The sequence below is a fragment of the Brenneria salicis ATCC 15712 = DSM 30166 genome, from assembly GCF_003315515.1.
Classification (GTDB): domain Bacteria; phylum Pseudomonadota; class Gammaproteobacteria; order Enterobacterales; family Enterobacteriaceae; genus Brenneria; species Brenneria salicis.
Map to the genome: position 1 here is coordinate 17,843 of NZ_QNRY01000043.1, position 12,817 is coordinate 30,659.

Here is a 12,817-nt window from a genome sequence, read left to right on the forward strand (position 1 = left end):
TTTGCTCAGGCCGGTTATCCAACGGCCTGCCGTCGCTGTCACAACCAGAGTAATTTATCCACCATAACATTTAACTGTAGCCAGAACGTATAGCCGTTTTCCGTTTTAACGCTGGTATAAGGATACTGCCAGTTGCTGTTATTCCAGGTGCGAGCGCCAATCATTTGCAGATTCACCTCCGGCGTCAACATGATGGAAGCGTCAATGCTCAGTTGATACTCGTTGCGCGGCACCCGCCACCCCGCGCCGCCCTGAATATCGAACATATCTTGCAGATAGCGTTGCTCGCTGTTCGTCAGTTTGGCCCAGCGGAACGTTAACCCGTAGCTGTCGTGGGGACGACTCTGCCACGGCCCGGACCAGATCAGCCCCGCGTCCGCCAGCGTCGCAATGCCTCGGTCGGCATGCAACTGTAGCGTTTGCGTCACGCTACCGTGCAGGCTCACGGCGCCAGGCGCAGGATCGCGCGGGTCGGTTCCGCCATCGCGTCGCCATAGCGCTTTCTTCGCGGTGAGATAGACGCCGGAGACGCCATCACGGGTACGGACCGCGGCATCACTGTCGTACACCTTGGACGTGCCGTTCACCGTGTAGTAGACATCGTCGTACTCTTTAAAGTTATGGAGCACCATAATCTCCCAGTTGAACGGATACTTCTCTTGTTGCCAACTGACACGTCGTGCAACGTTGGCGACCAGCAAGGTGTTGCCGCTATCGAAATCGTCATTCCATCGTTCCCAGCCGTTGGTAAACGGAAACGCCTGATAGGTGCGCCAGACGCCGACGCCGGATTCCAGTACCGGCGTAAAGCGGTAACCGATACGGGCGCCCCAACCCGCATAAGGAGGCGGCGCGAATACCGCTGTTTCATTCAGAACGGTGTTAACACAGGCTGGCTGAATATTGCAGTTGGTGAAGCCGAAGAACTGGCCGGGATTGCTCTTGCCGGCTTCAATTGATAGCCGATCATCGAGCAGTTTCTGCTCGTAGGTGAAGCGCATCAGGTGCGCCGTCTTAGGGATATAGGGGGGCGGGTTACCGGCCAGCACCCCGCCTGACTGGTTGCCAAGATCCAGATTATTGGAAAAGGGCACCCATAGTTGCAACACGTGGATATTCCCGCCGGGGATCAGCCCCATGCGTTCCAGATCGAAATCCGCGCCGGCCATCAGCATCGTCAGCGTTTCGTGGTTGTCTGTAGCGGTTCCCGCGCTGGGGTTGCCCAGCCAGAGCTGGGAGGCGATCAGGTGCGGAGTAACGCCCCGCTCCGACAGCCATGCTCCCGCCTCAGACAATGGACGTCCCGATGACTCCGCAGCCGCGCCATTCGCCAGCATCATGCCGGATGCGACACCGGCAGATAATAATTTCGCCCATCTATTACAATATATTGTTTTCATTGTTCTATCCCATTGAGAGCAATGAGACGGTAACAGCGGTCATTGAATGACAAAAAACGACAGAGCGAATGATCAACCTTTATTTCATTGTCCGCTATTGCAGTGTCCGTTATGGCATCGTCCGTTGTTGATTCCCACGGCCTGACCCTGGCCAATGCGCAGCGAACGGCTGTCTGGCGCTGAAGAAGGTTTTACTCACACTCTTTTTCAGTCATGAATCCATGTTAATGACGGCGCGGCGGTAATGATTTCGCTGGTAGCCCGCGATGTTGTTTTTACCGCGATGCTGTTTTTACTGCGTTGTTGTTTTTACCGCGATGTTTCCGTCTCTGGTTGTCATTCATGCGGCGCCTGGTGTCAGCGCCGCATCGTTTACAGAAAGCGTGATCGTTATTTCTTCAGAATGGATTGCGCGGCATGTTCGCCAGCGATACGACCGGAATTCAGTGCAAAGCCGTTCGCCAATCCCTGATAGGGCGGATACCCCGGTACGCTGTAAAAACCGGCGGCATTGTTCCCGACCGCATACAAACCGGCGATAGGCCGCAGGTTTACGTCGGTAACTTGCAAATCGGAATTAACCCGCACGCCGCCTAGCGAACTCAGACTGACCACCACCGCCTTAAACGCGTAGAAAGGCCCTTTTTCGATGCCGTATGCCAGATATTCCGGCTTCTTGCCGAAATCCTTGTCCTGTTTGGCTTTCACATACCCGTTATAGCGGGCAACCGTGTCCTGCAAGCCATCAGGGGCGATCCCCATACGCGTCGCCAGTTCCCCGATATCCTTGCCTTTGAATACCGTATCGCTCTTTCCCTGTTTGGTGGCCTCATCCGCCAGCGCGACGAAGTCGCCGGGTTTTGGCGGATTGGCTGGCCCCGCGCCCGACAGTGGGAACGGCATGGCGTTGGCGGTAAAGGATTTCAGCGTCGGCGTATCGACGATGATGTAATAATTCCCGCCGACGGAATAGGCGACGTTAGCCCAGAAAGCGGTATCGTAGATATGGCCCTCATTCGCAAAGCGTTCTCCCACCGCGTCCACCCATAGCAGCGGAGATTTCAGCAACCAGATCAACGGACTGTCGCCTTTCGCTGCATCCCCGCCGCCATGATGCGCCTCTTCCGAAGGCTCGATGCCGACCAACTGGGCGGCGTGAATCAATGCGGACTGCACATCCCATTTCGCGCCGCCAGCGGCCCAGGCCATTTTCACCCCTTCACCCATATTGGGCCATGCCAGCGGGAAAATGTTCGACGTCATCATCACCTCATCCAGCATCGCCTTGTTTGCGCCGAAGCCGCCGCTCGCCAGAATAACCGCCCTGGCATGCACGGTTAGTTTACCGCCATCCGCTTTTTCCGCGATCAACCCGATGACCTTACCCTGCTCATCCTGAATCAGTGATTTACCGATGGTTTTGGTCATCACTTTTCCGCCCAGTTTTTCGAACTGCGCGTACAACGTCTTATAAGCCGCTTCGCCCCCGTTCTTGATGCGGTGATAAACATCCGATTTGATCGGATCATCAAGGTGCGCCTGCTGTACGGAGCTTTGTTTGGCTTCGCGCGTTGTCGCGACGATGTCCAGTTCCACACCGTGGCTAATCATCCAGTCAACCGTCGATGCCGATTTATCGACGATCTTTTTCGTCAACGGCCCGTTGGACAAATATTGGTTATATTCCAGTAACCGCTGCGTCAGTTCGGCGGCGGTATATTTCATGCCTTTCGCTTTCTGCAACGACGACTCAACCGCGGCAAAACCGCTGGCCATCCGGCCTGCGCCGCCCAGCACCGGCATCTTTTCGATCACCAGCACCTGAGCGCCTTTTTCCGCCGCGGCCAGCGCCGCCGCCGTGCCGGAAACGCCGCCGCCCACCACCACCACATCGACGCGGGTTTCTTCATCCTGTCCTTGTCTGGCGACCTTTCCCTGATAGCGCGTGACATCCGCTCCCGCCTGACGCAGCGCCTTGGAGACCGCCTTTTTCACCGCGTTGCTGGTCATCGTCGCGCCGGTCACGCCATCCACGGCCAGACTCTGATGCTCGACGATCGCGCTGCCCACCGCCGGGCCAGCCTCACCGCCCAATTCCGGCGTTTCCTGACTGGCATCCACCGCGATATCCTTGATCACGCCTTGCGCATCGACGGTAACCGTCACGCTGACCATGCCTTCATTGCCTTTTTCCGTGGCGCTGTACTGACCGGCGGTGATCGCGGCCTGCGCCAAGCCCATCATCCCGCTGATCAACAACATGATGGCAAGCCGCCAACGGCCTGTATTTACTCTGTTTTTAGTTATCATGACTCCCCCTTTTATCGGGATATTTTTCTTATATCGGGTGTGTAGGGTTACGTTTTTTCACGCGCTATCGCGATGACTAAACGCGTTCGACAATCATCGCCACGCCTTGTCCGCCGCCGACACATAGCGTCGCCAGCCCCAGGGTTCGATCCCTGTCGGCCAGGGCATGCAACAGCGTGACCAGGATGCGTGCGCCGGAGGCGCCAATCGGGTGGCCCAGCGCGATAGCGCCGCCATTGACATTGGTTTTATCCCTATCCAGATTCAGTTCATGACTGACAGCGACAAACTGTGCGGCGAACGCTTCATTGGCTTCAATCAGGTCAATATCCGCCATCGTCAATCCGGCCTTGCTTAACGCCTGCCGGGTAGCGGGGACCGGGCCGATCCCCATGACGGCGGGCTCGACGCCGCTGACGGCATACCCGCGGATCCGCGCCAACGGTTTGATACCTTGTCGTTTTGCCCATGCCTCGCTCATGACCAGCAGCGCCGCGGCGCCATCGTTTATGCCCGACGCGTTGCCGGCCGTGACGGAACCGGCGGGATCAAACGCCGGCGTCAGGTTTGCCAGACTTTCCGCCGAGGTATCCGCCCGCAGGTGTTCATCAACGGCAAACAGCGTTTCACCTTGTTTGCTTTTCAACGTCACCGGCAAAATTTCCCGCTGGAATGCGCCCCGCGCAATCGCCGCCGCCGCACGACGCTGAGAAAGCAACGCCACGTCGTCCTGCTCCTGACGGCTGATATGCCAGCGCTTGGCGACATTTTCCGCCGTCACTCCCATGTGATAACGGTTGATGGCGCAGAACAGGCCGTCATTAACCATGCTGTCAGTCAGCATCTGGTTCCCCATCCGGTATCCCCAGCGGGCCTGATGCAACAGATAGGGCGCGGCCGACATATTCTCCATGCCGCCAGCCAGCACCACGTCCGTCTGACCGGACGCGATGCTTTGCGCGGCGAAGATCACGCTTTGCAGACCGGAGCCACAAACCATATTGACGCTGGTGGCTGGCGTGGTATGCGGCAAACCGGCCTGCAACAGGGCCTGACGCGCGGGATTCTGCCCCAGCCCGGCCTGAAGCACGTTGCCGAAAATCACCTCATCGACCGCTGTCGGTTCAATCCCCGCCCGCTGGATCGCCGCATCCATCATCAACGCGCCCAGTTGCGGCGCACTGAGGGCGCTCAGGCTGCCGCCGAATTTACCGATGGCCGAACGCACTGCACTGGCTATAACAAGTGATGTCATACATGCCTCTGGTAATAGAAAATAACGTCTTATTTATTCGCGCCTATCGCCACGCGTTTTATGGCTGATCGATAACCGCCACCGGCGTCACGTCGGTCCGCCAGATCAGCAGCAACGCGACGGCGCCGACCCCGACCAGCAATAGATAAGCGCCGGTGTATCCCCCCAGATACGCCAGACCGAAAGCCAGAATGGAAAATGCAAAGCAGCGCACCACCGATTGAATCGGGTGCACAATGCCGATCGCGCGAACATATAAACGACGGGGAAATTTGGTGGCGATTAGCGCGGTGCTTAAATTGGTGGCGCCCGGCAGACTGAAGCCGATCATCAGCAGCGAGATCCACAGCAGCAAGGTCTGGTGGGCGAACAGGTTGATCACCACCGCCGCCATCCACCAGAGGGTATAAATCAGCAGCGCCCGTTTGACGCCAAGCCGGTGATTGAGCCAGCCCCAGCCATATGCCCCCAATGTGCCGAACAGCGCCGACAAGGTCATATAGAAGATGGCGGTATTTAACTCATACCCCATCTCCATCAGCCGGGGAACAATCTGGCTGACGACGCCCACCAGCATGATGTAGATGGCGCCGGTGGCGATGCCCATAAACCAGACATCCCGCATTCGCAGTAATTGCCGGACACTGAGCGAACAGACATAACGGTCATGCTCGCGCCGCCGCTCGCTCAGTTCAGCGGCGGTCAGGGGATCGTTATCAGGCGCCAGCCCGATATCCTCTGGTTTGTTGGCCACGAACAGCCGCACCAGTAAGGCCATGATAAACATCATGATCGAGATGCCCCAGAAACCATACCGGACCCCCAGCCACATGAACAGCGCGGCCAGCGTGGGAACGAAAAACGCGCTGGAAAATGTCTGCCCCACCGTACACCATCCCAACGCCAGCCCCGCCTTGCGCACGAACCAACTGGTCATAATCGCGGTGCCGCCGACATAGGCGAATCCCGTGCCGAAGAAACAGACGCCCGCGAACAGCAAAGTGAAGCCGATTAGCGAACCGCAATACCCCAGCAGGCCGAAGCACAATCCACAGGCGATCAGGCAGAAAATAACATTGAATCTGGGGCCTTTCTTTTCACATAACCAGGCACATATCGGCCCCGCGGGGATCGAGGCCCAGGAAGCGGGCGTCGCCAGCGCCAGCAAGGTGCTGTAGTCCAAATCGTAGGTTTGCGACAATGCCGGCAACATCACGTTCAGACCGTGGGTTACGGCCCCGGCCGCGATCCAGAACATCACCGCCTGAAAGACGATGACGGTCCAACCGCGCATACCGAAACCATTGCGGTCAGCGGCGCGGTGAGGCGCATGCTCATTAGCTGAACATGCGGTGATCTTAGTTAACGCCATATCGTTTTTTTGCCCAGTCATAAGATGTGCTCCTACGTCGCAAACAGCGAATGTGGAACCGCAGCCGCTGTTAAACAGCAATGGTTAAGCCACGATGATTAAGCGACATCGTTAAGCCGCCAGGGTCGCCAACCGTTCGGCGACCAGCAGGCGGGGTTCGACCTGTCGTTGAATATCTTCGGGCGTCAGCCCCGCCAGCAATTCCACCAGCAGCAGTCCATCCGGCGTGACATCAATCACGCACTGTTCGGTGACGATATGATCGACACAGCCTATGCCCGTCAGCGGATAACTGCATGCCTTGACGATTTTGGGTTTTCCCTCTTTGGTGCAAAGCTCCATAGTGATAATCACGTTGCGGGCGCCGTTAACCAGATCCATCGCCCCGCCCATGCCAAACACGCGGCCAGGCTGCGCCCAGTTAGCGAGATCGCCGTTTTCCGCCACCTGCAATCCACCCAGCACCGTCGCGGCCAGTTTGCCGGAACGCACCAATGCAAAGGATTCGGCGCTGTCAAATGCGCAGGCGCCGGGGACTGGCGTAAAGCGCAGCGCCGTCGCGTTGGAAAACCCTTCCACTGCCATAATCCCGGACACCAGCGGCCCCATGCCAACCAGACCGTTTTCGGTATGGAACATCACGCCGGGCGGAGCGTAGTCGCTGCATAAACTGGGGATGCCGATGCCAAGATTGATGACGTCGCCGTCCGAGAAATATTGCGCGGCGCGGCGGGCTATTCTGTCGCGAGGGTTCATAACCGTTCTCCTTGCATCGTCAAAATCTTGTCTACATACACGCCGGGAGTAATGATGCTGTCCACGCCAAGCTCATCAACGTCGACCTGCATATCGGCGTCCACCAACGTCAGACGCGAGGCTTTCGCCACCAGCGGATTGAAGTTACGCATCGTGCCGCGATAAGTGAGGTTTCCCAGCGGATCGGCGGTACGGGCGCGCACCAGACCGATATCCGCCCGCAGCGCCGTTTCCAGCAGATAGCGTTCGCCATCGACCATCACGCATTGCTTGCCCTCCTCCACCAGGGTGCCGATGCCGGTTTTGGTCAGTATCCCGCCCAACCCAGACCCGCCGCAGCGCATCCGCTCCGCCAGACTGCCTTGCGGCACCAGTTCCAGTTCCAGCTTGCCGGCGGCGACCAGCGCGACGGTTTCGGTATTACGTCCGATATGTGAAGCAATCAGTTTGTCCACCAGACCGTAATGCACCAGACGCCCCACCGTCAGATCCGCATCGCCGCTATCGTTGGCAATCAGCGTAAAGTGCCGCGCGCCGCTGTCGATCACGCACTGGATCAAGCGATTAGGTACGCCATGATTGGCAAAGCCGCCGCACATTAGCGTTTGCCCGTCCTGAAACAGGCTGATGATTTCATCTGTTGAAACGAATTTTCCCGGCATCATCATTCCCTCGTCAGCAGAACCGCCACACCCTGACCGCCGCCGACGCAAAAGGTGATGACCGCGTTTTTCAGGTGACGGCGTTGCATGTCATAAACCGCTTTGGTCGCCAGGATCGCGCCGCTGCCGGCAAGCGGATGTCCCAGGGCAATCGCCCCGCCGTTCGGGTTAACCCGCTGCGCATCCATGCCGATATCCCGAATGCAGGCCAGCGATTGCGCGGCGAAGGCTTCGTTCAGTTCCCACAGGTCAATATCACTGACCGTCAATCCGGTCTGTTTGAGTAATTTGGCGGTCGCCGGCACCGGTCCCAGCCCCATGAAATTGGGATCGACGCCGGCGACGGCATAGCCGCGAAATACCGCCAGCGTTTCCAGCCCCTGTTGTTCCGCCAGCGATCGCTCCATCAACACCAGCGCTCCCGCGCCATCGCTCATCGGCGAGCTATTGCCCGCGGTGACCACGCCGTCATCGCAAAAACAGGGACGCAGGGAGGAAAGCGCCGCCAGCGAACAGTCGGGACGCACCGATTCATCGTTGCGCACAATGATGTCCTGACCCTTTCTGGCTGGCAGCGAAATCGGCGCCAGTTGTCCGTCAAAGCGCCCTTCCTGCCAGGCGGCGCTGGCCAGCCGGTGGCTGCGCAGCGCAAACGCATCAAGTTCTTCGCGGCTTAACGCATAGCGCCGGGCAATATTTTCCGCCGTCATCCCCATCGAAGGGTTGCCCAGGCGATCCGGCGAGGTATGAATATCCACAAAGCGCGGCGGTTGCACCGAATACGCCGTTTCGGTCTTCTCCAGCGACCAGGGGCGACGCGAATCGCTCTCCACGCCACCGACAACCACGGTTGCGGCAAAGCCCGCCATAATCTGAATCGCGCCATAGGCCAGCGCGTTAAGCGAGGCGGCGCACTGACGATCAAGGGTAATGCCCGGCACCGAGATTGGCAGCCCTGCCTCCAGCGCCACCATGCGTCCCATATTGTTGATTTCGTTATTCATCAAATTGGCAAAGATAACGTCATCAATACTTTCCGGGACGATACCGGCCCGACGCACCGCTTCTTCCACCACCCGCGCGCCCAGCCTATGCGCAGGAACCGACGCCAGCGTGCCGCGGCATCTGCCGATCGGCGTGCGAACCGCCGAAACAATCACCGCTTCTTTCATAATCTTTTCCCGATGTGGCCGCGTAAGGGGACAACGGCATAAGGAGATAACTACAAAGGACGGATCCCCAGGATTTGTCTGGCGCTGGCGGGCGTGGCGACCAGTTTTCCCGACAATCGGATGAACTCCGCCGCGCGCGCCACCAACTGTGGATTGCTGGCTTTCACGCCCTTACTGAAATAGACGTTGTCCTCCAACCCCACCCGCACATGTCCGCCCAGCGCCAACGTAGCGAGCAGTATCGGCAGATGATGTTTACCCACGCCAAAGGCTGACCAGGTGGCATCCGCGGGAATATGCGCAACCAGATAGTTCAGGTTCTCCACCGTAGCGGGCATTCCCCCCGGCACGCCGAGACAGAATTGATAATGCAAAGGGGACATCAGCTTGCCTTGCTCGACAAAATAGCCAGCGACGCCCAACATGCCGCTGTCGAAGATCTCCACTTCCGGCTTTATCGCCCGTTCCGTCAGGATTTCACCCAGTTTGCCCAGAAACTGCGGGGAATTAACGAACACGCCGCCGGGCATCCAGTTAAACGACCCGGCATCCCAGGATGCCATTTCAATCCCGTCCAGCCGGGAAACGTGTTCCATGCGTTGCGCATCGCTGGCCCGATGATCGCCGGATGTCGTACAGTTGATGATCACATCGCAATCACGGTAGCCGCGCAGCAAGCGGATGGTTTCAGCGAACCTATCGCAGTCCATCGTCCCCATTCCTTGTTCGTCACGCATATGGAGATGGACGATGGCGGCGCCCTGTTGCCAGCAGCGGTAAGCATCCGCGGCAATCTCCTCTGGCGTCAGCGGAATATTTTCATTGATGTCTTTCGATGTTACCGCACCGGTCAGGGCGGCGGAGATAATGACGTCGTTGCCTGTGTTCATGGACTTACCCCGCTCACAGTTTATTTTTTATTTAAATCAATCACTAACCAGACATTAATCATGCGGGCCAGCGCCGCGTGCGCAATGAGCGACGACACCGTATCCGTTGAGTTCAGCCGGTTCTTACTTTATTTCGTCTTCTTCCTGACCGCCGCCGATGCGCGGACGCACGACTTTGCCTCGTTTCTCCGCCGCTTTGACCAGTTCGGCTTCTTCATGCGCCCGGTTCCAGTAGTCGACTTCGTGGGGAGAGTGCTCGGTAGCCGTCACGAACATTTCGGCGGCGAAAGCATTGCGCAGTTCGTTAGCGATATCTTCTTTCCAGGCTTTGCGCAGTTGCTGAGTGGTAATACGACGAGTGACTCGCGTGCCGGTGCGCATGATCAGTTCAGCGATTTCCCAGGCTCTGTCGTAGCAGGATTCGGTATCAGGACAGATTTCATTCACCATGCCGAGGGCCAGGGCCTTACGCGCGGTGATAATTTCACCGGTCAACTCCGCGTAGGCGTATCGCTTGCGGCCCATCAGTTCGCGCCAGGCGATCTGGATGCCGTCACCGGGCACCATATTGACCCGGAAATGCATCTCCGTTGTCCACGCGTCTTCGGTACACAGGGTGATGTCACTGAAAAGCACCAGATCCGTGTGGAAAGCGGCGCCGTTCCATACGCCAATCGTCGGCACTTCAACGTCGAAGACCTGTCCTTCGATATCATTTGTGCCGTCATAATACTGATATTCATACATTTTCCATGCTTGTTCCGGCGCAGAGGCAAACTCGGTGGCCGGCAACCAGTTTCCCTTATCATCCAGCCGACCGATGCCTTTCATGAAGTCCTTGCCGCTACCGCCCAGAATGATAATTTCATTATCCGGGTCTCTGCCGGCCCAGTCGAAGAAGTAATGAAGGGCCTGATGCGCAGGCGCGCCCCACTGCAAACTATCGCCATTGGTATGGAGCCGGGCTTCGAGAATTCCATTCTTGCGCTTCATGGTGAAGCAGTGTTTGAGCTTTTCTGAATATTCCTCAAAAAGCATATGCGGGATCGTCCCCAATTCCGTATGTGACATTTCTTTACGCTTGTCGTGATCAGACTCATAATTGGCTTTAATCACCATGAGTAACTCCTTTATTGCTTTTATGTAATGGGTGAAAAATGACGTGATGCGTATTTTTCTGTTTTTTCCCGACATGAAAAACCTATCACCGCCCCAAAACCGGGAGAAATTCTTTTTATTTTTTCTATTATGCATTTTCAACATAACCATTACGTGAACATGGCTGCCCGGTTTATTTTGTCAATTAGTCATATACGACTCCCTATGCTGGTAGGAAAAGATTAAAAAAAACTAAAGAGAGAGGGGGGAGATAATGAATGAACAATCAGTTTGGCAGGGGTTTATTATTTAAAAATACTTTAAAGGCATTCAAGAAATGAGCAATACAGGGATTGGCGTTTTTATTATCCCACACCAGTTCCAGATTAAACCAATAATCCTCTTCAATCACTTCCAGTAATACGCAATTGTGACCCAATAAATATCCCCGGTGTTTCGGCATGAGTAATGCCACCCGATCCCTGAACTCAAGATTAAAACAACACGTTTTAAGATTGGGATACTCTTTATCCAGCGTAAACGGAATGTTGTAGCAATCAAAAAAGCGGGTGCTGTACGCTTCGGATAGCAGAAACTCCCTGGGATCGATGCGAATGATGGGCCACTCGCTGACCTCTTTTAACGACACGCGTTCCCGTCCGGCCAGGGGATGATTCTTATTCACCGCGACGCAAAGGGGATCCGTCTGAAACGACATGGAACAGAAGCGTGTATTCTCCAGAAAATTAGGTCGAATCAAAAAACCTAAATCGCAACGATGATCTTCCAGAAAAAGTAGTGCTTCATCCAGTTCACTATCCCGGCACTCGACAACAATATCGGTATTATTCCGCTGAAACTGTTTTAAGAATTTAATTAAAACATGTTGAATCGCTTCGCCCAGAAACGTGATGGTTAAGCGGCGGCGACTTTTACCAGTAAATGTATTAATGATTGAGAGAGAACTTTCATACTGATAAATTATTTTTCGTGCTTCCACTGAAAACAGCTTCCCGGTGGAGGTTAATTGAACGCTGTGCGTATCGCGTCTGAATAATTCAACGCCAAATTGTTCTTCAAGATATTTCATATGACGACTTAACACCGGTTGAGTCATATTCATTTTCTGCGCAGCCCGGCTAAAATTAAGCAACTCTGACAACAGAATAAATTCATATAGCAGTTGTATTTTCATCACGATACTCTTCACATTTAAAAATGAATCCTTGCATTGTCACCACTATAGCGAATATGCACTGCATTAAATGTGAAAGCTATCAAAGAGCGTTTATCCTCGTCCTGTTTCACGTTGCCGGTGGGTTGGGTTTTGTTACCTGGCTTAAAGAACCGCGATGAACAGCGTCCAAATCTGCGCCTGGCTGATTTGTCGTGCATTCTGGTCACATGCTGGCGTCAGCGTCCGGGGGGATTCGTTACATCGCCGCCTACCCACGGCTCGAATGATTACCCCCGGCATACGACGCGACGGAACAGATGAAACGATACAGATCAATTGAAACAGCAAAACAACATGCTAACTTACCAAAAATTATTATATTCCTTCGTCAGCCGACGCCTCGTCCGGGCTCAATACGATGACAGCATCACTAATTCTGATATGATTTCCCTGGTGAAGGACATTATTCACTTAACCCTGTGAATCGAGACGATATAACAACCTTACGCGATAAATCAGATGCGGCTGAGTCATTAACAGTAGCGTATTGCGCCTATATTAGAAGGGATGAAAACCACTCTTGTTTAGCACAAAATATTATGATAATAGCCAACGCATTCATCTATTTTACTAAATAACTGCGCCTATTACCGCTCCACTTTTGTTAGTCCAGGTTTGTTGCCTGGGAAAGGTGATGCGGTTTTAATAAATTGTCTGACATTTTT

10 protein-coding genes are annotated in these 12,817 nt (G+C 55.3%); all 10 read right to left on the reverse strand.

What is annotated here, in order from left to right:
* Positions 1-38: 38 nt before the first annotated feature.
* The 10 genes from DES54_RS15060 to DES54_RS15105 all read right to left on the reverse strand — a co-directional run bounded on the left by DES54_RS15060 (position 39) and on the right by DES54_RS15105 (position 12,110).
* Entirely contained in the window at positions 39-1,400 is a 1,362-nt protein-coding gene (locus tag DES54_RS15060; protein ID WP_113868763.1) for a carbohydrate porin, read from the reverse strand.
* A gap of 390 nt (positions 1,401-1,790) precedes the next feature.
* Positions 1,791-3,710 (reverse strand): FAD-dependent oxidoreductase, encoded by a 1,920-nt coding sequence (locus tag DES54_RS15065; protein WP_113868766.1) that lies wholly within the window; start codon positions 3,708-3,710, stop codon positions 1,791-1,793.
* 76 nt (positions 3,711-3,786) lie between these two features.
* Entirely contained in the window at positions 3,787-4,965 is a 1,179-nt protein-coding gene (locus DES54_RS15070; RefSeq protein WP_113868768.1) for an acetyl-CoA C-acetyltransferase, read from the reverse strand.
* A 58-nt stretch (positions 4,966-5,023) separates the two neighbouring features.
* Positions 5,024-6,358, reverse strand: coding sequence for an MFS transporter (locus DES54_RS15075; RefSeq protein ID WP_113868770.1), 1,335 nt, complete (start codon positions 6,356-6,358; stop codon positions 5,024-5,026).
* A 90-nt stretch (positions 6,359-6,448) separates the two neighbouring features.
* Positions 6,449-7,093 (reverse strand): 3-oxoacid CoA-transferase subunit B, encoded by a 645-nt coding sequence (locus DES54_RS15080; protein ID WP_113868771.1) that lies wholly within the window; start codon positions 7,091-7,093, stop codon positions 6,449-6,451.
* Positions 7,090-7,755 (reverse strand): 3-oxoacid CoA-transferase subunit A, encoded by a 666-nt coding sequence (locus tag DES54_RS15085; RefSeq protein WP_169050516.1) that lies wholly within the window; start codon positions 7,753-7,755, stop codon positions 7,090-7,092. The genes DES54_RS15080 and DES54_RS15085 overlap by 4 nt, the downstream gene beginning before the upstream one ends.
* A gap of 2 nt (positions 7,756-7,757) precedes the next feature.
* The gene (locus DES54_RS15090; protein WP_113868775.1) at positions 7,758-8,927 is read right to left on the reverse strand and encodes a thiolase family protein; all 1,170 of its coding nucleotides are present in this window, start codon (positions 8,925-8,927) and stop codon (positions 7,758-7,760) included.
* 50 nt (positions 8,928-8,977) lie between these two features.
* Positions 8,978-9,817, reverse strand: a complete 840-nt coding sequence (locus tag DES54_RS15095) for a beta-keto acid cleavage family enzyme (protein WP_113868777.1) — start codon at positions 9,815-9,817, stop codon at positions 8,978-8,980.
* Between the two features lie 123 nt (positions 9,818-9,940).
* On the reverse strand, positions 9,941-10,936 hold the full coding sequence (locus DES54_RS15100) for an enoyl-CoA hydratase/isomerase family protein (RefSeq protein WP_113868779.1): 996 nt from the start codon (positions 10,934-10,936) through the stop codon (positions 9,941-9,943).
* Between the two features lie 265 nt (positions 10,937-11,201).
* Positions 11,202-12,110 (reverse strand): LysR family transcriptional regulator, encoded by a 909-nt coding sequence (locus DES54_RS15105; protein WP_113868781.1) that lies wholly within the window; start codon positions 12,108-12,110, stop codon positions 11,202-11,204.
* Between the last annotated feature and the right edge of the window lie 707 nt (positions 12,111-12,817).